Here is a 19569-nt window from a genome sequence, read left to right as displayed (position 1 = left end):
GGTCCAGTGGACCGTTTGAGGATCGAACGCGCGGAGCGCATTCCACAGAGCAAGAAACCGACCCGCTGAAGCCAGTGTGCAAAGAGCCGCGCCCGACCCTGGGATGGCGCTTCGCACCGCCCGTGGTCAGGGCTTTATCTCAAAAGCACCGAACGCGCTCTGTGCGGCTCCCGACATCGCCATGCGCCCTCCCGGGGGGGGGAGGGGAGGGCGCGGCTCGGGGCTGGGCGCCCCGCGCCAAGCGGAAATCGCACAGCGTAGACGCGCAGCTGCGCCGTGTGTTGGACGAAGGCCTACCCCCAGAAGGTGCTGTTTCGCAGTGAGGGGAGGGCATGGCCCGGGGCAAATCACTCCGCGCCCATCTCAGTCCCTGACGCCCTCCGCCTGCTCCGCCCCCAGCTCCCGCTCCAGAAACCGCTCGAAATCGTCAAGGTTCACCGCTTCGAACTGGCCGAAACCCTGCATCCAGACCGAGGCATCGCGCAGCGCGTCCGGCTCCAGTTTGCACCATTTCACCCGGCCACGCTTTTCCTGCGAGATCAGCCCGGCGCGGGAGAGGATGGCGAGGTGCTTGGAGATCGCCGCGAGCGACATCTCGAATGGCTCGGCCACGTCGGTAACCGCCATGTCATCCTCCAGAAGCATCGCGAGGATGGCCCGGCGGGTGGGGTCGGCGAGGGCGGCAAAGACGGTGTCAAGGGTGGGCGTCATGGCTTCTCCTGCCCCGGTGGCCGGCGATCGTCAACCGATTGGTTGAATATGCCGCGGGGCAGGGCGCGGGGCCGCGGGGGACGTGGCGCCCCTCACCCGCGCGAATAAAGTGACGCAAATACAACGACTTGACCGCGCCTCACCCGCGCTTGACTCACACCCGCCCGCAGCATAGCACTTGGCGCAATCTTCCAGCGGGGAAACCGCCATGCACGAGCCCTCCGATGACACGCCAAAGGCCAGTCTAGCGGAACGGATCGAGGCCGCTCGGGCCCAGCATGCGCCCAAGCCCCACATGGAGGAGCACTATTCTCAGGCGCAACACGCCTGGCGCATGGTGACAGAGCTTGTGGCCGGTCTCGGGATCGGCTTCGGCATCGGATACGGGTTGGACCGCCTCCTCGGCACGACACCCTGGCTCATGGTGCTGTTCATATTTCTGGGCTTCGCGGCCGGCATCAAGGTGATGATGCGCAGCGCCAAGGAGATCCAACGCCTACAGGCGCTCGAACTGGGCGTCGGCGAGACCGCAGACGACGATAACGCAGACGACGCGAACGCAGACGAGGGGACAAAGGCGCATGGCGACCGAGACGACCGCACAGGGTGACAGCGGTGGACTTTCCTTCCACCCGATGGATCAATTCATCGTCAAGCCGCTCTTCGGCGATGGCCCGGTGCATTGGTACACGATCACCAACGTGACGCTCTGGATGGCGCTTTCCGTCCTCGTGATCGCGGCGCTTCTGGTCTTCGGCACCCGCTCGCGCGCCATCGTGCCGAACCGGTCGCAATCCATCGCCGAGCTCGCCTACGGCTTTATCTACAAGATGGTCGAGGATGTCGCGGGCAAGGACGGGGTGAAATACTTCCCCTATATCATGACGCTCTTCATGTTCATCGTGGTGGCCAACTTCCTCGGCCTGCTGCCGACGGCGTTCACCACGACCTCGCATATCGCCGTGACCGCGATCCTCGCCTTCGCCGTCTTCATCACCGTGACGGTGATCGGCTTCGCCAAGAACGGCAAAGCGTTCCTCAACCTCTTCTGGGTCGCCTCGGCGCCGCTCGCGCTGCGGCCGATCCTCGCGGTCATCGAGGTGATTTCCTACTTCGTCCGCCCCGTCAGCCACTCGATCCGTCTTGCCGGCAACCTGATGGCGGGCCACGCGGTGATCAAGGTTTTCGCGGGCTTCGCGGCGATCGCGGCGATCGCGCCGTTCTCGATCATCGCGGTGACGGCGATCTACGGGCTCGAAGTGCTTGTGGCCTTCATCCAGGCCTACGTCTTCACCATCCTGACCTGTGTCTACCTCAAGGATGCCCTGCATCCGAGCCACTAACGAACACCGGCGCGCCTCCGGGCCGCCACACCCAATTCGCAATTCCATCGTAAGGAGAGAAGAACAATGGAAGGCAATATCGCAGAACTCGGCCAATTCATCGGTGCTGGCCTCGCAGGCATCGGCTCCGGCGCGGCGGCCATCGGTGTGGGCCACGTTGCTGGCAACTTCCTCGCCGGCGCCCTGCGCAACCCCTCGGCCGCAGCCGGCCAGACCGCGACGCTCTTCATCGGCATCGCCTTCGCGGAAGCGCTCGGGATCTTCTCGTTCCTCGTCGCCCTTCTGCTGATGTTCGCGGTCTGATCCGCGACTGACCGATCCTTACGCGCGGGCGGGCCGGGAGTTCCGGTTCGCCCGATGACACGAGACGGTTTCCTTTCGAGACCACCACCCGGGAGTCCGGCCACATGGCGACCGAGACAACATCAGAAGCGGTTGGCAGCTGCGTCGGCGCGGATGGCAGCGCCATCGGCCTTCCCCAGCTCTGCTTCGACTGGTTCCCCAACCAGATCTTCTGGTTGCTGGTGACCCTCGCCGCAATCTACTTCCTGCTTTCGCGCATCGCTCTTCCGCGCATCGGCGCGGTTCTGGCCGAACGCCAGGGCACCATCACCAATGACATCGCCGCCGCCGAGGAGCTCAAGGCCCAGGCGGACGAGGCGGAGAAGGCCTATGACAAGGCGCTCGCCGATGCCCGCGCCGAGGCGCAACGCATCGCCGCCGAGACCCGCGCCGAGATCCAGGTCGAGCTCGACAAGGCCATCGCGGCCGCCGATGCCCAGATCGCCGAGAAGACCGGCGAATCCGAAGCGGCCATCGCCGAGATCCGCGCCAGCGCCCTGGAGAGCGTGACCGAGGTTGCGCGCGACACCGCGCAGGCCATCGTCTCCGCCCTTGGCGGCACCGCCGACGACGCCGCCGTTTCGGCCGCGGTCGAAAAGCAGACGAAAGGATGAGCCCGATGCTGCGCAACCTGACCCTGCCTCTGGCCATGGCGCTGATGGCGAGCCCCGCCTTCGCCGCCACCGGCCCGTTCTTCTCGCTCAAGAACACCGACTTCATCGTCCTGCTTGGCTTCATCGCCTTCTGCGCGATCCTGCTCTACTTCAAGGTCCCGGGCCTGATCATCGGCATGCTCGACAAGCGTGCCGAGGGGATCCAGTCCGAACTGAGCGAAGCGCGCGCCCTGCGCGAAGAGGCCCAGTCGCTGCTCGCCTCCTATGAGCGCAAGCAGAAGGACGTCGAAGCCCAGGCCGAGCGGATCATCACACAGGCCCGCGAAGAAGCCGCCAGTGCCGCCGAGCAAGCCAAGGCCGAGCTCCAGCGCTCGATCGCGCGCCGACTTGCCGGGGCCGAGGAGCAGATCGCCTCCGCCGAAGCCGGCGCCGTGCGCGACGTGCGCAACAAGGCCGTGGCCGTGGCCATTGCCGCGGCGCGTGAGGTCGTGGCCGGCCAGATGAACGCCGAGAAAGCCAACGCGCTGATCGACGCCTCCATCACCGAGGTCGACGCCAAGCTCCACTGAGCCGTCGCGACATTCGACTTGAAAAACCCGGGCCGCAAGCCCGGGTTTTTTCGTGTTGGGTCAGGAGGTTCGATCGAGACGAATAGGGCCGCGCCCGATACTGGGATGGTGCTTGGGGTCTCTCATGGTCTGCGCGTCATCTTGACCGCACCGGACGACGGCTGTGCGGCCAGGCCCATCGACCTTCGCCCTCCCGGGGAAGGGTCGGGCGCGGCCCGAGGCTGGTCGGCCCGCGCCAAAGCTTGCAACGTCAGTAAACGTCCCGCTGATACCGGTGGCTCTTGGCCAGCACATCCAGATAGACGCGCGCGGCCTCCGCATCCATCTTCCCATGCTCCGCGATAACCGCAAGGATCGCCGCCTCCACATCCGCCGCCATGCGCGTGGCATCGCCGCAGATGTAGATTGCGCCGCCCGACTCCAGCCAGCCGAAAAACTCCGCGCCCTCGCGTTTGATCAGATGCTGGACATAGACCTTCTCGGCCCCGTCGCGCGACCATGCGAGGCTGGCGCGGGTCAGGAGCCCGCTCACCTGCCAGTCGGCGATTTCATCGCGGTAGAGGTAGTCGGTGGCCTCGTGCTGATCGCCGAAAAAGAGCCAGTTGGGCCCCGTTGCCCCGCGCATCTCGCGCTCTTCGAGGAAGGCGCGGAAGGGGGCGATGCCGGTGCCGGGGCCGATCATGATCAGGGGCGATGCGTCATCCGCGGGCGCGTGGAAATGGGCCGAGCGCTGGATGTAGACGCCGACCGTCGCGCCGGGGGTGAGGCGCTGGCCGAGATAGGTCGAGGCGCAGCCCTTGCGCGCCGAGCCGTGCAGATCGTAATGCACCTCGCCGACGGTGAGGTGGACCTCGCCGGGGTGTTTGCGGGGGCTCGACGAGATCGAGTAGAGCCGCGGTTGGAGCGGGCGCAGCCCGTCGACGAGCATCTGCGGCGTCATGCCCTCGACCCCGGCGCGCAGCAGGTCGATCACCTGTGGCGCCTCCATCTCGGCCCCGCCCCAGGCCTCGCGCGTGGCGGGGGTCGCGGTGGTCAGATCGAGCCGGGTCAGCAGCGCCGCGCGCAGGCCCGAGGGCCCGGTCTTGAGCATGATCGGCTCGGCCCCGGTAAACCCGGTCGCGGCCAGAATCGCGCGGACCTCCTCGGGGCAGTTGATCGGCCAGAGCCCGAGCGCATCGCCCACCGCATAGTCGAGATCCTCGCCGCCACCGGCGAGCGAAATCTCCACGTGGTTCACCGTCTTGGCCGAACCCTCGACGTTGAGACAGCGGACCTCCAGCAGCGTGGCGAGGAAGGGATGGTTCTTGTCGAAGGCGGGCCCGGCTTCGGGGGCGGGCGCGGAGGCGGCCCCGGCGGCTGAGGCGAAGGGCTCGGTCTGGAACACCGCCTCTTTCCACGCGCCGTAGTCGTCCTCGTAGGCCACGTCGCAGGCCACCAGATCCTGCACCCGCGTGGCCCCCAACTCGCCCAGCCGCGCATCGATATCCACCGCCGCCTTGTTGAACAGCGCATAGCTGCTGTCGCCCAGGCCGCAGACGCTGAAATTCAGCGTTTCGGGCAGGGCAGGCGCATCCTCGGCGAGCAGGGCCTTGTAAAAGCCGCGCGCATTGTCCGTCGGCTCGCCCTCGCCGGTGGTGGCGGCGAGGATCAGCAGGTGGTTGATGGCCGCAAGGTCCGAGATCTCTACCGAATCGAGATCGGCCACGCTGGCCTCGAACCCTTGAGTCTTGGCGAATTTGCGCAGGTCCTTGGCGAGCGACTCGCAGGTCCCGGACTGGGAGCCATAGAGCACGGTCAGCGCAGTGCCCGGCGCCGCCTCGGCCCCGGTGCCGGCGGAGGCCTGGGCGATGGCGTTGAGGCCGGTCAGCAACCCGTTCAGCCAATGCCGCTGATCGGCCTCGAAGGGCGCGTCTTCGGGCAGGAACTGGGGCGCTCTGGCGGTTTCGGTCTGGCCGATGGCAAAGGCCAGCTTGTCGAGAATTCCGGTTTCGGGTCTGGTCATGTCTGCGGGTCCTGTCAGGCGGCTCAGGCGGCGAGGCTTTTGGCGGCGAGAAGCTCGGGAAGCTCCTGGTCGCTGAGGCGGCGGGTGAAGGCGAGGAAACTTTCGCCGTCGGACCGGCGCGCCAGGTAATTGGCGACGACGTTCTCGATCAGCTGATCTATCTCTTCGGCGTCCACCGGCCCGCAAAGCGGCCGCGCGAGCCCGCGATCGAGATCGCAGCCGCCGCCGAGCACGATGTTGTAGCCCGGCTTGCCCTCCGCCGTGGTGACGCCCATGAGCCCGATGTCGCCGATGTAATGCTGGGCGCAGGAATTGGGGCATCCGGTGAGGTGGATGTTGATCGGCTGGTCGAGGCTGAAGCGGCTTTCCAAATGGCGCACGAGGCGCGTGCCGTCCTCCTTGGTGAAGGCCTGCGCGAGCTTGCAGCCCGCCTTGCCGGTGCAGGCGACGGCCCCTGCGGCGAAGGCGGTGGCGCTGGTGGGCAGGCCGGACGCGTCCAGCCGGGCGACCACGTCGCCCACATCCGCATCGGCGATATGGGGGATGAGCACGTTCTGCCAGACGGTGAGCCGCACGTCGTTTTGCCCCGAGCGCATCGCGATTTCACCGATCGCCCGCAGCTGCTGGTGCGAGAGGCGCCCCATCTCCAGCACCAGCCCGGCGTAGTTCATCCCCGGCGCCTTCTGCGCGTGGATGCCGACATGGGCCTGCCGGTCGACGGGCGCGCGCGGCGCGTCATGCTCGATGGAGAGCGGCACAAGCTCGGCCGCGCAGTCGAATTTGGCGAGGTTTTCGCGGGTGCGCTCGATGAACCAGTCGAACCCGTTGGCATCCAGCAGGTACTTCAGCCGCGCGCGTTTGCGGTTGGTCCGGTCGCCGTGCTCGACGAAGACATGCAGCATCGCGGCGGCGATCTGAACGGTATCCTCGGGGCGGCAAATGATGCCGGTATCGCGGGCGAAATCCTTGTGGCCGGTGATCCCGCCGAGCAGGATCCGGCAGTAGACGCCCGGCGCGAGCCCGGCCTCATTCTCGCCGATCTCGACGGCCTGAAAGCTGATGTCATTGGTGTCGCTCACGCAGGAGATCGTGCCGCCATTGTCGAAGGAGATGTTGAACTTGCGCGGGATGCCCTGCAACTCGCGGGTGCGCATGACGAGGTTGGAGAGGTGAATCGTCTGGGGAGCGAGGTCAATGATCTCGGCCGGGTCGAACCCGGCGGTGGGCGTTGTCGTCATGTTGCGCGCAGAATCGGCGCCCGAGCCATGGCAGGAGAGGCCCGCGTCCTGCAGCGCGTAGATGATGTTGATGACGTTTTTCGGCTCGATCTCGCGCATCTGGAAATTGCCGCGCGTGGTCACATGGGCATAGCCGCCGGTGTATTTCTCGCAGATCTCGGCCAGTGCGATCATCTGGTCGCCGCGCAGTTTGCAGGCCGGGATGCGCATCCGCATCATGTAGCCGGGGCTGTTGGGCTCGACGTTGAAAAAGCCCCAGTGGCGCAGGAGGAACTGATCGAGCCCGGTGGCGATCTCGTTCTTCGCGGTCCAGCGTTCGAGATGCTCCCAAAGGTCACTGGGGTTAATCTCGTGCTTTTTCACCTCTTCCTTCGCGAGGTCTTCGAGTGGGGTGCCGTAGACCGTCTCGGGCGCGGCGGCCTCCGCCTCACCGGACTGGAAGGCCTGGTGCAGCTTGAGCCGCGCCATGACATCGACGAGGTAGGATTGTTGTTCGGATGAAAAACCACCGGTGGTCTGGGGCTCGGACGGCATAGGGAACGCTCCTTGAAGGGCCCGATGGATCTCGGGAGGAATCTGGAAGGTTCGCACCGCCTTTGGTGCCGAGTGCGATGGGCGCATCGCGGTGCAGACGTCGTTGTCTGACGGGCGGCGGGCCGGAGCCACGCGCGCTATGAGGTTGAGGTCAGTCATTGCCATGGGGCTTGTCAAGCCGGAGAGAGGCCATTGCCCGCGCGGGCAATGGCGGCGGCGGCAATGTGATCATGCATTGGGCAGACGCGGACTCAATGGGCGCAAACCGGGCGCGAAAGCGCGTCTGAATGCGCATTCCGCGCCGCTGCCCGGCCCCGCCGAGCGATTCGGTGAGCTTCCGGCCCGGTTCCAGCCCCGCACGCCGCAGTGCAGCGCGTAATAATTGTGCGTGGCGGCGCGTGCTCCGCAAAAATCCGGCCAAAAGGGCGGGTTTTGCGAGAAACCGGCTTGCCAGACTCGCCGCGTGCTGCCGAAGGTTGAGCTATCGGCGCGTCCTTCGCGCCCGCCGCAACGGTGCGGCCCCTCACGACATAGCCCCGGCACACGGGACCACAGCAACGGCGCTGAGCTTGCTCCCCGAACCCCCGGGGTGCGATCGGCGCGCGCTTGTCCCGATCCTCTGCGAGCTCATCCACAGCAGCAAAGGATCGAAACCCGGCAGCCACGCCCCCGCCTTCATACCCCCAACACCTGCTGCGTGCGGCCGCCCGACGACCTCGCCGCATCACCCTTCGGGGCCTTGCCAGACGCGCGGCCCCCAACGCCAGATCAACCAGATACAGAAGGACAGATCGAGATGTCATATGTTCAACCCGCCGAGTTCGCCGCCAAAATGGTGGATGCCGGTGAATCCAAAGTCATGATGTCCACCAAGGACACGCTCATCCGCGCCTACATGGCCGGCGCCATCCTCGCGCTGGCCGCCGCCTTTGCCGTCACCGTCGCGGTCAACACCGGCAGCTTCATCATCGGCGCGCTGCTCTTCCCTGTCGGGTTCTGCACGCTCTATCTGCTCGGCTTCGATCTGCTCACGGGCGTCTTCACGCTGGTGCCGCTCGCGCTCTTCGACAAGCGCCCCGGCGTGACCACGAGCGCCATGTTGCGCAACTGGGGTCTGGTCTTCGTCGGCAACTTCGCCGGCGCGATGACCACCGCTGTCTTCATGGCCATCACCTTCACCATGGGCTTCACCACCGAGCCCAACGCGGTGGGCGATCGGTTGATGAACATCGGCCACTCCCGCACCATCGGCTACGCCGAAGCGGGCGGCGGCGGGATGCTGACGCTCTTCGTGCGCGCCGTGATGTGCAACTGGATGGTCTCCACCGGCGTGGTCGCGGCGATGATGTCGACCTCGGTTTCCGGCAAGATCATGGCGATGTGGATGCCGATCCTGATCTTCTTCTATCTCGGGTTCGAGCACTCCATCGTGAACATGTTCCTCTTCCCCATCGGCATCCTGCTCGGCGCGGATTTCACCTGGGGCGACTACCTGCTTTACAACGAGATCCCGACCGTGGTCGGCAACCTCGTGGGCGGGCTGACCTTTGTCGGCGCGATGCTCTACTCGACCCACTACAAGACCTCGCCCAAACGCGTGGTCCAAGCTGTCGGCACCCCGGCCGAATAAGCCCCACCGCAGGCCGGGCCCCGCGCATCGCCGCGGGGCCCGATTGCGTCCGAGCGCCTCATGCCAAAAGACACCGCCAGCACCCTCGCCCTGCGTATCGGCCAAGCCTCCTCGGCGGGGGTGAAGCCGGTCAATCAGGATTTTCACGGCGCGCTCGTGCCCCGGGGCCGCGCGCTGCACCTCAAGGGCGCGGCGCTCGTTCTGGCCGACGGGATCTCCACCTCCCAGGTCAGCGCCGAGGCCGCCGAGATGACGGTCAAAGCCCTGCTCACGGATTATTTCGCGACCCCCGCCTCCTGGACCGTGCGCACCGCCGCGTCCCGCGTGATCGCCGCCACCAACAGCTGGCTCCATGCCCGGAGCGGCTTTGCCGGGCTGGCGGGCGATGCCGATCGCGGCCATGTCTGCACCCTCGCCGCGCTCATCCTCAAGGCCCGCAGCGCCCATCTGTTTCACGTCGGCGACAGCCGCATCTGGCGCCTTTCGGGCCAGAGTCTCGAACCGCTGACCGAGGACCACCGCATCGCGCTGGAGGGGGCGGAAAACGTGTTGACCCGCGCCATGGGCGCCGCGCCGCGTGTCGAGCCGAGCTATCGCTGCGTGCCGGTCGAGCCGGGCGATGTCTTCGTGCTGAGCACCGACGGCGCGCATGAGCACTGGTCGGCCCGGGCCGTGGCCGCGCGCATCGCCGAGGGCCCCGATCTCGATACCGCCGCGCGCGGCATTCTGGACGATGCGCTGAAGGCGGGCAGCGATGACAACCTCACCGTCCAGATCGTGGCCATCGACGCGCTCCCCGCCGCCGAGGACACCGGGTTCGAGACCGAGCTTGAGGCGCTCCCCGTCCCGCCGCTGCCGCGCGACGGCGACGTGATCGACGGGATCACCATCCTGCGCCAGATCCATTCGAACCACCGCTCACACATCTATTTCGCGCGCCTCCCGGGTGGGCGGCGCGTGGCGCTCAAGATCCCGTCGTCCGACGCCCGTCAGGATCGCGACTGGCTCCGCCGGTTCCTCATGGAAGAATGGATCGCCCGGCGCATCGACAGCCCCCACGTGCTCGGCGCGCCGGACCTTCCGCAGGAGCGCAGCAGCCTCTACGTCGTCACCGATTTCATCGAAGGCCAGACCCTGCGCCAATGGATGCGCGACACCCCCGCGCCCGATCTCGAACAGGTCCGCGACATCGTGGAACAGGTGATCCGGGGCCTGCGCATGTTCCACCGCCGTGAGATGCTGCATCAGGATCTGCGCCCCGAGAACATCATGATCGACCGCGACGGCACGGTGAAGATCATCGATTTCGGCGCGGCCTATGTCGCCGGGGTGCAGGAGGCCGCGCCGGCGCGGGCCGAGGATGGCGTCATGGGCACGGTGCAATACTCTGCGCCGGAGTATTTTTCCAACGATCCGGTGAGCTGGAGCGCCGATCTCTTTTCGCTCGGGGTCATCACCTACGAGATGCTGACCGGCGCGCTGCCCTATGGCAATCACGTCGGCCGGATCCGCAGCCCGCGGGATCGGATGCGCCTGCGCTATCGCTCCGCGCGCGATGCGGCGCACCCCATCCCCGGCTGGCTCGACGATGCGCTGCGCCGCGCGGTGCATCCCGATCCGGCCCGCCGCCACCCCGCGCTCTCGGAGTTCGCCGCCAACCTGCGCGCCCCGAGCCTCGCCTATCGCGCGCGCCATCAGGTCCCGCTCGCCGAGCGCGACCCCGAGCGTTTCTGGAAGACGCTCTCGGGCCTTCTGGCGCTGCTCTGCCTGATCCTCGCCGTGCTGGCGATGCGCTGAGACACACCACACCAACCCCGACAGAAAAGGACAAAAGCCCCATGATGACCAAGGAAGACGTCACCGCGATGATCATTTCGGCCAAGAAACAGGCCGGGCTGACATGGGAGGATATCGCCGAGAAGATCGACATGTCGCCGGTCTTCACCCATTCGGCGTCGATGGGGATGAACGCCTTCCCCGAAGCCAAGGCCGAGGCGCTGGTCACGGCGCTCTCGCTGCCGCAGGAGGCGGCCGCGGTGCTGGCCGAAAGCCCCAACAAGGTCTGGGAGCAGACCGTCCCGACCGACCCGTGCGTCTATCGGTTCTACGAGATCGTCGGCGTCTACGGCCCGACGCTCAAGGCGCTGATCCACGAGAAATTCGGCGACGGGATCATGTCCGCGATCGATTTCGAGATGTCGGTCACCCGTGAGCCCAACCCCAAGGGCGACCGCGTGAAGGTCGAGATGTCGGGCAAGTACCTGCAGTACAACGCCTGGTGACGGGGGTCACGCGCGCGAAAAAAGACCGCCCGGAGCGCGATGCTTCGGGCGGCCTTGGCGGCAGGAATACCAGCCGTCGTCGGTCGTCTTACGACGCGGGCATCAACACACCGTCGATCACGTGGATCACGCCGTTCGAGCCGGCGATGTCGCCTTCGATGATCTTGATGCCGACTTCTTCGCCGCCCAGCGTGCTGGACACGTAGGTCGCATCGCCAACCTTCTTGAACGTCACGTCAGTGCCGATGGTCAGCGTGTCGACCGAAAAGCCTTCGCCTTCGACCTCGGTCACGGCGATGTCGAGCCCGCCGTCGTCATCATCCAGCAGCAGCTTGTCGATGTCCGCGTGGGTCAGCTCGGCCGGGATCACGTGGGCGCGCAGCAGGCTTTCCAGCTGGGCCATGTTCTCGGGCTTCAGCAGCTCCTCGACCGTGCCTTCGGGCAGTTCGGCAAAGGCGGCGTCGGTCGGGGCGAGGATGGTGTAGGGGCCTTCGCCCATCAGGTCATCATCCAGACCGGCGGCTTTGACCGCGGCGACGAGCGTCGAGAAGTTCTGCACCTTCATCGCGTTTTCCACGACGGTCTTGTTTTCGTCGAGCAGGTGGCCGTTGATGATCTCGGCGCTCACCGGAGCGGCGGCGGTCAGGATCGTTGCGCTAAGCAGTGCGGTTTTACCAAAGCGGGTCATGGAAGACTCCTTTTCATAACAGTTCACAGTCATGCAGCGCCCGTCTCGGACGCCGCTTGGGGAGACAACTGGCCCCGCGGTGAAAAGGTTCAGATTTTTATCGGGGTTTGACCGGTGCGGCGATCAAGTCATTGTCAGATCGCTGTTGGGAACCCCGCTGCGCCGGGGCCCTCTTACCGGCGCCTGCGCCGCCGCCGCCCGCCGTCCTCGGTCTGTCCGGTGTTGAACGAGACATCGGGCAGGCGCACCACCTGCGCGAGGTGGGGGAAGGGCTCGGCGGCGTTGGGCAGCGCCGAGGCGTTGACGAAATGCTCCTGAAAGCGCGGCTCGATGGCGGTCTCGATCTTCTCGATCTGCCGCACCGTCGCCTCGATCTCGCCGCGGGCGGCCTTGTTCAGCAGCGCGATCCGCGCGCCCGTGCCCGCCGCGTTGCCCGCGCTCGTCACCTTGTTCAGCGGGGCATCCGGGATCATGCCAAGCACCATCGCGTGTTTGGGCGAGATATGCGCGCCGAAGGCCCCGGCAAGCACCACCCGGTCCACCACATCCACGCCGCGCTTGTCCATCAACAGGCGCGCGCCCGCGTAGAGCGCGGCCTTGGCCATCTGGATCGCGCGCACGTCGGGGTTGGTCACGGTGATGACCGGCCCGCCCTCGGCGCTGCCGTCGTGCAGCAGGTACGCGTGGGTCCGCCCGTCGGCGATGCAGCGCGCGGTGCCGGTCTGCGCGGCCGAGCCGATGAGGCCGGAGGCGTCCACGAGGCCCGCCATGCGCATCTCGGCAATCGCCTCGATGATGCCCGAGCCGCAAATCCCGGTGATCCCGGTCTCGGCCGTGGCGGTGGCGAACTCTGGATCGGTGGACCACAGCTCGCAGCCGATCACCTTGAAGCGCGGCTCCTTGGTCTCGGGGTCGATCTCGACGCGCTCGATGGCGCCGGGCGCGGCGCGTTGGCCCGCGCTGATCTGGGCGCCCTCGAAGGCCGGGCCGGTGGGCGAGGAGCAGGCGAGCACGCGGGTCTTGTCGCCCAGCTGGATCTCGGCATTGGTGCCCACGTCGACGATGAGCACGAGGTCCTCGCTCTTGTCCGGCGCCTCGGAGAGCGCGACGGCGGCGGCATCGGCGCCAACGTGGCCGGCGATGCAGGGCAGCAGGTAGGCCCGCGCCGCCGGGTGCAGCTCCAGCTCAAGATCCCGCGCCATGAGGCGCAGCGCGTCGGAGGTGGCCAGCGCGAAGGGCGCCTGCCCAAGCTCATAGGGGTCGATCCCGAGAAAGAGGTGGTGCATCACCGGGTTGCAGACGAAAACCGCATCCATGATCAGCCCGCGCTCGATCCCGGCCTCCCCGGCGATCTGGCCAAAGAGGGTGTTCATCCCCTCGCGCACCGCCGCGGTCATTTCGTCTGCGCCGGTCTCGTTCATCATCGCGTAGCTCACGCGGCTCATCAGGTCCTCGCCGAAGCGGATCTGGGGGTTCATGAGCCCGGATGACGCCACGACCGCGCCGGTGCGCAGATCGCACAGATGCGCGGCGATGGTCGTGCTGCCCAGATCGACCGCGAGCCCGTAGATCGCGCCCTCGTAGAGCCCCGGCCAGAGGTGCATGATGCTGGGGCGCGGGCCCGCGTCATGATGCAGCGCGACGGTGATTTTCCACCCGCCCTTGCGCAGCGCGGTCTGAAGCTGGCCGAGGATTGCCAGATCGGCCTCCACCTCGGGGATCTCCCACTGCGCGGCCAGCGCCGCCTTGACCCGCTCCAGATCGCCGGTCGGGTCGTGCATGTCGGGCTCGGCCACCTCGATGTAATGCAGCCGCACGGTCGGGTTGAGGGTGATGTCGCGCGCCTCGGCGCGTTTGCGCACCACCTGTTTGTGGACCTGGCTTTCGGGGGGCACGTCGATCACCACATCGCGCTGGATCGTCGCCTGACAGCCCAGCCGCCGCCCCGGTTTCAGCCCGCGTTTCTCGTCGTAGCGCTGCTCGACCTTGTTCCACTCTGAAAGCGCGTCGTCATGGACCGTCAGCCCGTGTTTGGCGAATTCGCCGTAGGAGGGCTGGACCTGGCATTTCGAACAGATGCCCCGCCCGCCGCAGACGCTGTCGAGATCGACACCAAGCTGCCGCGCGGCGGTGAGCACGGGCGTGCCCGCCGGGAATCGGCCGCGTTTGCCCGATGGGGTGAAGATGACGAGCGGGTCTTGGGTCATGGGTCGCCTCTGGGGTCGCCTCTGGCTTGGTTCGGGCGCCAACATAGCGGGCCGGGCGGGAAGGGGAAGGGAGGGGATGGCGAAATCGGATGCAGGCAAAGTTGGTGCTGGAGGGCGCGGCTCGGGGCTGGTCGCCCCGCGCCAGCTTACCTGCTCAAAACCACTGCCCCGGCTCCATCAGCCCCAGATCGAGCAGTTGCCCCGAGGACCACTCGAACCGCACCGAGTTGCGCCACATGAAGCTGGGGATGTCGAAGCTGCTGCCGGGATTGCGCTTGAGCGCCTTGGCGGTGCGGAAGGAGACGACCGCGGCGGTGAGGTTGTGGTGCCAGGGGCAGGCGTAGGTGTTCATTTCCTCGTCGTTCAGCCGGTGGTCGGGCAGCAGGCGCAGGCCAGCGCGCGCGCGGAAGAGGGCGATGCGGTCGATGCGGCGGCGGTCCTCGGGGACGTGTTCCTCGAAGCGCCAGCGCAGGCCGCCGAAGAAGTCGAGTTGCCGCTCCTTCGGGTGATCGTCCTCGCCGTCGCGCCGGGCAAGCGCGTAGTAGCCCGCGCTGTCGAGAAAGGCGTCCTGCCGCGAGACGGCGCCGGGATGGGCCTCCAGATCGTCGGCATAGAGATCGACCACGTAAGCCAGCATCGCCGCGCGCCGTTCCTCGCCGTGAAAGGTCAGCATCTCGCCAATGCTGCGACTCTCGCAGAACGGGTAGTAGAGGTACTCGGCGTTGTAGCCATAATAGAACCAGACCCCGGGCGCGGCGGCGATGAGCGCGTTCATCGCCTCGGTCAGCATCCCCGGCGCGCGGGTGTCATAGGCCACGGGCTGGACCGTCTCGGGCAGGGCGTCCGACAGGGCGATATCGGCGGGGGCAAAGGCGAGGACGGTGCGAAAGCCGCGCGCGGCGTGGTGGCGCAGGGTGCTTTCGATCTCGACCTCGTCCTCGATGAAGATCGCGGCCACGGGCCCCGAACCGAGCATCTCCACCCGCGCGGTCAGCACGTCCTGCAACGTGAGCGCGCCCTTGTCCGGGGTCTGAGCCGCCATCCGATCCCTGCCTGCCTTTGTTGGTCGGCGCGGAGAGTCGGCCAATTTCCGCGCCATTGCAAGCACGCGCCCGGTGCGCTATGCCCGCGCCTTGATCCCGCACGCCTACCCGCCCGCGAAGGACCCCTCGACATGACCGCGCCCAAGAAGCTCTTCATCAAGACCTATGGTTGCCAGATGAACGTCTATGACAGCGAGCGCATGGCGGAGGCTCTGGGCGGGCAGGGCTATGTCGAGACCAAGACCCCCGATGACGCGGATATGATCCTGCTCAACACTTGCCACATCCGCGAGAAGGCGGCCGAGAAGGTCTATTCCGAGCTGGGGCGGTTTCGCGGGCTGAAGGCGGAAAATCCGGACCTCAAGATCGGGGTTGCCGGCTGCGTGGCCCAGGCCGAGGGCGAGGAAATCATGCGCCGCCAGCCGCTGGTCGATCTGGTGGTCGGCCCGCAGAGCTATCACCGCCTGCCGGAGCTGGAGGCCAAGGCGCGCAGCGGCGAGAAGGCGCTCGACACCGATTTCCCCGAGGAAGACAAGTTCGAGCGGCTCAAGGCCCGGCCCAAGGCGGCGCGCGGCCCCACCGCGTTCCTCACCGTGCAGGAGGGCTGCGACAAGTTCTGCGCCTTCTGCGTGGTGCCCTATACGCGCGGGGCCGAGGTTTCGCGGCCGGTGTCCCGCATCCTCGACGAGGCGCGCGATCTGGTGGAGCGCGGCGTGCGCGAGATCACGCTGCTGGGCCAGAACGTCAACGCCTATCACGGCGCGGGCCCGGACGGGCGGGACTGGACGCTGGCGCAGCTGATCTGGGCACTCGACGGGATCGACGGGCTCAAGCGCATCCGCTTCACCACGAGCCACCCCAACGACATGGACGACGCGTTGATCGAGGCGCACGGCTCTTGCGCCAAGCTCATGCCCTACCTGCACCTGCCGGTGCAATCCGGCTCGGACCGCATCCTCAAGCGGATGAACCGCAAGCACACCGCCGAGAGCTACCTGCGCCTGATCGAGCGGATCCGCGCGGCACGGCCCGATATCCTGATCTCGGGCGATTTCATCGTCGGCTTCCCCGAGGAGACCGAAGAGGATTTTCAGGCGACGATGGATCTGGTGCGCGCGGTCCGCTACGGCACCGCCTATTCCTTCAAGTATTCGACCCGCCCCGGCACCCCCGCCGCCGAGCGCGCGCAGGTTGACCCGGAGGCCGCGACGGACCGGCTCCACCGGCTGCAGGCGCTCCTCACCGAGCAGCAGCGCGCGGTGCAGGACGAGATGGTCGGGCGCGAGCTTGACGTGCTGATCGAAAAGCCGGGGCGCAAGCCGGGCCAGATGGTCGGCAAATCGGGCTATCTGCACGCGGTCCATATCGAGGATTGCACGGCTGCGCGGGGCGAGATCGTCCGGGCACGGATCGTCGAAAGCGGGGCCAACTCGCTCGCCGGGCGGATGATCTGAGCGGGGTGGCGCCGCGCCACGAGCCCGCGCAGTTTTGCCCTTTTCCCGGACGGCGGATGGGCTAAGCTGAGACCAGATCAAAGGCCTCGCCGCGCGCCCGCCCGCGCGGCACTGCATGGGAGTGGGTATGATGAATGGTACGGTCCGGTTGAGCCGCCCGGGACGCATGGTAACAGGGGCCCTGCTGGCCGCGGCGCTCGGCGCGCCGGCGCTGGCGCAGGAGAGCCTTCCGGTCACCGGCTATATCGAATGGGGCATCTGGGTCGATCCCGACGGCTGCACCCACTGGGTCGCCGATGGCGGGTTCGAGGGCTACATGGTCCCGCGCATCAACCCGGCGACGGGCCGCCCGATCTGTGGCGCGCGCCCGAGCACGACGTCCCAATCCCAGGCCGGGAGCTGAGCCGATGAAGACAGCACGTCTCCTCTCCGCCGCCGTGACGCTCGGCCTTGCCGGCTGCGGGATCGAAGGCACAACCTCCTATTTCGGGCCCGACTCGCTCATTGCCCGCGCCGATGATGCCGGCGATGGCACCGGCGCGATCCCCGACGGGGCGGCCGCGCTCGCGATCCTGCCCGATGGCTGCCAGATCTGGCTCATCGACAACGGTGTCGAGGGCTATGCCACGCCGCGCCTGAGCCGCTCTGGCCGCCAGATCTGCAACGACCGCTACCCGCCCGGCGCGGTGCTCGGGCGCTACGACTGGAGCAACGCCGGCGGCGAGGATGGCGTCTTTCGCCGGGCGGCCGCGCGCTGAGCCCCGCCCGCGAATTGAGCAGAATCGGTAACGGTCTGATGACATTTTCACCGCGGCGCTTGCCATATGGACACCGGCGCGGCACATTTTCCCCATTGGCCACGAGACGGGCCCTCCGCGAGAGCGCCCCCTGAGCAGGAGATCTGATTGCCCACAACCGCGCTGCCTCCGCGCCCCGATACCGGAACCCCGGCGGAAATCCTGCTCGAGTTCCCTGACAACCGCCTGTTGATCGAGCTCTGCGGCGAGTTCGACTGTAACCTGGCCGAAATCGAGGCGCGCCTGTCGGTGCAGATCCTGCGGCGCGGCAACCAGCTTGCGGTCCACGGCGAGGAGGAGCTTCAGGCCGAGGCGGTCAAGGTGCTCCGCGCGCTCTATCAACGGCTCGAATCCGGGCGCGGCATCGAGCCGGGCGACATCGACCGGGAGATCCGCATGGGCGAGAGCGTCGAAGAGACCGGCACCCGCGACGGCGACCAGCTGGAGATGTTCCGCGGCGGCCGGGTCGAGATCCACACCCGCAAGAAACGCGTCGAGCCGCGCACCGAGGCCCAGAAGACCTATGTCCGCGCGCTGATGGAAAACGAGCTCGGCTTCGGCATCGGCCCGGCGGGCACCGGCAAGACCTATCTCGCCGTGGCGGTCGGGATCTCGCTCTTCCTCGAAGGGGCGGTGGACCGGATCATCCTGTCGCGGCCCGCGGTGGAGGCGGGCGAGAAGCTCGGCTACCTGCCCGGCGACATGAAGGACAAGGTCGATCCCTACATGCAGCCGCTCTACGACGCGCTCAACGATTTCCTGCCCGGCAAGCAGGTGGCCAAGCTGATCGAGGAAAAGAAGATCGAGATCGCGCCGCTGGCCTTCATGCGCGGCCGCACGCTGGCCAACGCCTTCGTCGTGCTCGACGAGGCCCAGAACGCCACGACCATGCAGATGAAGATGTTCCTCACCCGTCTGGGCGAGGGGAGCCGCATGGTCATCACCGGCGACCGGAGCCAGGTTGACCTGCCCCGCGGCGTGACCTCTGGGCTGGCCGATGCCGAGCGGCTGCTGGGCCATATCGACGGGATCAGCTTCAACTATTTCACCGCCAAGGACGTGGTGCGCCACCCGCTCGTGGCCAAGATCATCAACGCCTACGACGCCGACAATCCGGCCTGACCGGCATCAGCTCCACGGCCCCTTGCGGCCAGTCGAGCGGCCAGTCGAGCGGCCAGTCGCGCGGCTCGGCGCGCGCGCGGGCCGCGCGGCGGGGCGGGCCATCTCGCCCGCCATCTGGCGCAGCGCCGCGATGCGGTTTTCCGTCGCCGGGTGGGTGGCGAAGAGGTTGTCGCGCTTGTGGGCGTGCAGCGGGTTGATGATGAACATATGCGCCGTGGCGGGGTTGCGCTCGGCGGCGTCGTTGTCGATCCGCGCGGCCCCGGCCTGAATCTTGGCGAGCGCGCCTGCGAGCCAGAGCGGGTGGCCGCAAATCTCCGCCCCCGCCCGGTCGGCGGCATATTCCCGCGTCCGGCTGATCGCCATCTGCACCAGCGCCGCCGCCAGCGGCGCAAGGACCATGAGCGCCAGCGTGCCCAGAAGCCCCGCGCCCCCCTCGCGCCGCCCGCCGAAGAAAATCGCGAAATTGGCCAGCATGGTGATCGCGCCGGCGAAGGTCGCCGTCACGGTCATGATCGCGGTGTCGTGGTTGCGGATATGGGCGAGCTCGTGGGCGATGACCCCGGCGAGTTCCTCGCGGCTGAGCCGCTGCATCAGCCCGGTGGTCACCGCCACGGCCGCGTTGGCCGGGTTGCGCCCGGTGGCAAACGCATTGGGCTGGGCCTCGTTGATCACGTAGGTCGCGGGCGTGGGCAGGCCGGCATTGGCGGCCAGCTCGGCCACCATCCGGGGCAGCTCCCCGGTCGTCACAAGCTCGGCGTTGTGCATCCGCAGGACCATCCGGTCCGAATTCCACCAGGTGACGGCATTCATCCCCGCCGCCACGACAAGCGCGATCACCATCCCGCCGCTGCCCGCCAGCAGGTAGCCGATCCCCATGAAGAGCGCCGTCATCGCGGCCATCAGCATCGCGGTCTTGACATATCCCATAAGCTCGCCTCCAAAGCGCCGGTGTCTCGCCCCTTGATATAGGCGCGGCGCGTGCGGGATGAAGGG

At 67.3% G+C, this 19569-nt stretch carries 19 protein-coding genes; 12 read left to right on the top strand and 7 right to left on the bottom strand.

What is annotated here, in order from left to right:
- Positions 1-363: 363 nt before the first annotated feature.
- Positions 364-711: an ArsR/SmtB family transcription factor gene (locus BM353_RS08360; protein ID WP_092079215.1), complete on the bottom strand. Its 348-nt coding sequence runs from the start codon at positions 709-711 to the stop codon at positions 364-366.
- Positions 712-919: 208 nt separating this feature from the next.
- Here BM353_RS08360 and BM353_RS08355 point away from each other — a divergent pair, with 208 nt between their 5' ends.
- The 5 genes from BM353_RS08355 to BM353_RS08335 all read left to right on the top strand — a co-directional run bounded on the left by BM353_RS08355 (position 920) and on the right by BM353_RS08335 (position 3579).
- Positions 920-1321, top strand: coding sequence for an AtpZ/AtpI family protein (locus BM353_RS08355; RefSeq protein WP_092079212.1), 402 nt, complete (start codon positions 920-922; stop codon positions 1319-1321).
- Entirely contained in the window at positions 1293-2054 is a 762-nt protein-coding gene (locus BM353_RS08350; protein WP_092079209.1) for a F0F1 ATP synthase subunit A, read from the top strand. The genes BM353_RS08355 and BM353_RS08350 overlap by 29 nt, the downstream gene beginning before the upstream one ends.
- A gap of 66 nt (positions 2055-2120) precedes the next feature.
- Entirely contained in the window at positions 2121-2357 is a 237-nt protein-coding gene (locus BM353_RS08345; RefSeq protein WP_092079206.1) for a F0F1 ATP synthase subunit C, read from the top strand.
- Between the two features lie 104 nt (positions 2358-2461).
- On the top strand, positions 2462-3010 hold the full coding sequence (locus BM353_RS08340) for a F0F1 ATP synthase subunit B' (protein WP_092079203.1): 549 nt from the start codon (positions 2462-2464) through the stop codon (positions 3008-3010).
- A 5-nt stretch (positions 3011-3015) separates the two neighbouring features.
- Positions 3016-3579: a F0F1 ATP synthase subunit B gene (locus BM353_RS08335; protein WP_177220498.1), complete on the top strand. Its 564-nt coding sequence runs from the start codon at positions 3016-3018 to the stop codon at positions 3577-3579.
- Between the two features lie 250 nt (positions 3580-3829).
- Here BM353_RS08335 and BM353_RS08330 read toward each other — a convergent pair whose 3' ends face one another.
- Positions 3830-5581: a diflavin oxidoreductase gene (locus BM353_RS08330; RefSeq protein ID WP_092079200.1), complete on the bottom strand. Its 1752-nt coding sequence runs from the start codon at positions 5579-5581 to the stop codon at positions 3830-3832.
- Positions 5582-5604: 23 nt separating this feature from the next.
- Entirely contained in the window at positions 5605-7353 is a 1749-nt protein-coding gene (locus BM353_RS08325) for a NirA family protein (RefSeq protein WP_177220497.1), read from the bottom strand.
- Between the two features lie 796 nt (positions 7354-8149).
- Here BM353_RS08325 and BM353_RS08320 point away from each other — a divergent pair.
- From BM353_RS08320 to cynS, 3 genes are read left to right on the top strand one after another with little or no spacing between them, the layout of a single operon-like run.
- Positions 8150-8983 carry a formate/nitrite transporter family protein gene (locus BM353_RS08320; protein ID WP_092079194.1) on the top strand — a complete coding sequence of 278 codons (834 nt, stop codon included), beginning with the start codon at positions 8150-8152 and terminating at the stop codon, positions 8981-8983.
- A gap of 60 nt (positions 8984-9043) precedes the next feature.
- On the top strand, positions 9044-10780 hold the full coding sequence (locus BM353_RS08315) for a bifunctional protein-serine/threonine kinase/phosphatase (RefSeq protein WP_092079191.1): 1737 nt from the start codon (positions 9044-9046) through the stop codon (positions 10778-10780).
- Between the two features lie 41 nt (positions 10781-10821).
- Entirely contained in the window at positions 10822-11265 is a 444-nt protein-coding gene (gene cynS / locus BM353_RS08310) for a cyanase (RefSeq protein WP_218155473.1), read from the top strand.
- An 88-nt stretch (positions 11266-11353) separates the two neighbouring features.
- Here the strand turns inward: cynS and BM353_RS08305 are convergent, their stop codons facing one another.
- The 3 genes from BM353_RS08305 to BM353_RS08295 all read right to left on the bottom strand — a co-directional run bounded on the left by BM353_RS08305 (position 11354) and on the right by BM353_RS08295 (position 15136).
- Positions 11354-11953: a fasciclin domain-containing protein gene (locus BM353_RS08305; RefSeq protein ID WP_092079188.1), complete on the bottom strand. Its 600-nt coding sequence runs from the start codon at positions 11951-11953 to the stop codon at positions 11354-11356.
- Positions 11954-12126: 173 nt separating this feature from the next.
- Positions 12127-14160, bottom strand: a complete 2034-nt coding sequence (locus BM353_RS08300) for an ASKHA domain-containing protein (protein WP_092079186.1) — start codon at positions 14158-14160, stop codon at positions 12127-12129.
- A gap of 154 nt (positions 14161-14314) precedes the next feature.
- Entirely contained in the window at positions 14315-15136 is an 822-nt protein-coding gene (locus BM353_RS08295; protein ID WP_092079253.1) for a hypothetical protein, read from the bottom strand.
- Between the two features lie 198 nt (positions 15137-15334).
- Here BM353_RS08295 and miaB point away from each other — a divergent pair, with 198 nt between their 5' ends.
- From miaB to BM353_RS08275, 4 genes are all read left to right on the top strand, one after another.
- On the top strand, positions 15335-16657 hold the full coding sequence (gene miaB, locus BM353_RS08290) for a tRNA (N6-isopentenyl adenosine(37)-C2)-methylthiotransferase MiaB (protein ID WP_092079184.1): 1323 nt from the start codon (positions 15335-15337) through the stop codon (positions 16655-16657).
- A 166-nt stretch (positions 16658-16823) separates the two neighbouring features.
- Complete coding sequence (locus BM353_RS16905; RefSeq protein ID WP_092079181.1) at positions 16824-17060, top strand: hypothetical protein; 237 nt, start codon at positions 16824-16826, stop codon at positions 17058-17060.
- A gap of 4 nt (positions 17061-17064) precedes the next feature.
- Positions 17065-17415 (top strand): hypothetical protein, encoded by a 351-nt coding sequence (locus BM353_RS08280; protein WP_092079178.1) that lies wholly within the window; start codon positions 17065-17067, stop codon positions 17413-17415.
- A gap of 147 nt (positions 17416-17562) precedes the next feature.
- The gene (locus tag BM353_RS08275; protein ID WP_092079176.1) at positions 17563-18576 is read left to right on the top strand and encodes a PhoH family protein; all 1014 of its coding nucleotides are present in this window, start codon (positions 17563-17565) and stop codon (positions 18574-18576) included.
- 6 nt (positions 18577-18582) lie between these two features.
- Here BM353_RS08275 and htpX read toward each other — a convergent pair whose 3' ends face one another.
- Positions 18583-19503: a zinc metalloprotease HtpX gene (gene htpX, locus BM353_RS08270; RefSeq protein WP_092079173.1), complete on the bottom strand. Its 921-nt coding sequence runs from the start codon at positions 19501-19503 to the stop codon at positions 18583-18585.
- Between the last annotated feature and the right edge of the window lie 66 nt (positions 19504-19569).

Source organism: Poseidonocella sedimentorum (genome assembly GCF_900116005.1).
GTDB lineage: Bacteria > Pseudomonadota > Alphaproteobacteria > Rhodobacterales > Rhodobacteraceae > Poseidonocella > Poseidonocella sedimentorum.
This window is presented reverse-complemented; position numbering and strand designations above follow the sequence as displayed.

Bases quoted from the DNA above. Each gene is read 5' to 3' on its own strand.
- BM353_RS08320 (WP_092079194.1), top strand. From the start codon at position 8,150: ATGTCATATGTTCAACCCGCCGAGTTCGCCGCCAAAATGGTGGATGCC.
- cynS (WP_218155473.1), top strand. From the start codon at position 10,822: ATGATGACCAAGGAAGACGTCACCGCGATGATCATTTCGGCCAAGAAA.
- BM353_RS08360 (WP_092079215.1), bottom strand. From the start codon at position 711: ATGACGCCCACCCTTGACACCGTCTTTGCCGCCCTCGCCGACCCCACC.
- BM353_RS08295 (WP_092079253.1), bottom strand. From the start codon at position 15,136: ATGCTCGGTTCGGGGCCCGTGGCCGCGATCTTCATCGAGGACGAGGTC.
- BM353_RS08345 (WP_092079206.1), top strand. From the start codon at position 2,121: ATGGAAGGCAATATCGCAGAACTCGGCCAATTCATCGGTGCTGGCCTC.
- miaB (WP_092079184.1), top strand. From the start codon at position 15,335: ATGACCGCGCCCAAGAAGCTCTTCATCAAGACCTATGGTTGCCAGATG.
- BM353_RS08330 (WP_092079200.1), bottom strand. From the start codon at position 5,581: ATGACCAGACCCGAAACCGGAATTCTCGACAAGCTGGCCTTTGCCATC.
- BM353_RS08300 (WP_092079186.1), bottom strand. From the start codon at position 14,160: ATGACCCAAGACCCGCTCGTCATCTTCACCCCATCGGGCAAACGCGGC.
- BM353_RS08325 (WP_177220497.1), bottom strand. From the start codon at position 7,353: ATGCCGTCCGAGCCCCAGACCACCGGTGGTTTTTCATCCGAACAACAA.
- BM353_RS08340 (WP_092079203.1), top strand. From the start codon at position 2,462: ATGGCGACCGAGACAACATCAGAAGCGGTTGGCAGCTGCGTCGGCGCG.
- htpX (WP_092079173.1), bottom strand. From the start codon at position 19,503: ATGGGATATGTCAAGACCGCGATGCTGATGGCCGCGATGACGGCGCTC.
- BM353_RS16905 (WP_092079181.1), top strand. From the start codon at position 16,824: ATGGTAACAGGGGCCCTGCTGGCCGCGGCGCTCGGCGCGCCGGCGCTG.
- BM353_RS08305 (WP_092079188.1), bottom strand. From the start codon at position 11,953: ATGACCCGCTTTGGTAAAACCGCACTGCTTAGCGCAACGATCCTGACC.
- BM353_RS08280 (WP_092079178.1), top strand. From the start codon at position 17,065: ATGAAGACAGCACGTCTCCTCTCCGCCGCCGTGACGCTCGGCCTTGCC.
- BM353_RS08355 (WP_092079212.1), top strand. From the start codon at position 920: ATGCACGAGCCCTCCGATGACACGCCAAAGGCCAGTCTAGCGGAACGG.
- BM353_RS08335 (WP_177220498.1), top strand. From the start codon at position 3,016: ATGCTGCGCAACCTGACCCTGCCTCTGGCCATGGCGCTGATGGCGAGC.
- BM353_RS08350 (WP_092079209.1), top strand. From the start codon at position 1,293: ATGGCGACCGAGACGACCGCACAGGGTGACAGCGGTGGACTTTCCTTC.
- BM353_RS08315 (WP_092079191.1), top strand. From the start codon at position 9,044: ATGCCAAAAGACACCGCCAGCACCCTCGCCCTGCGTATCGGCCAAGCC.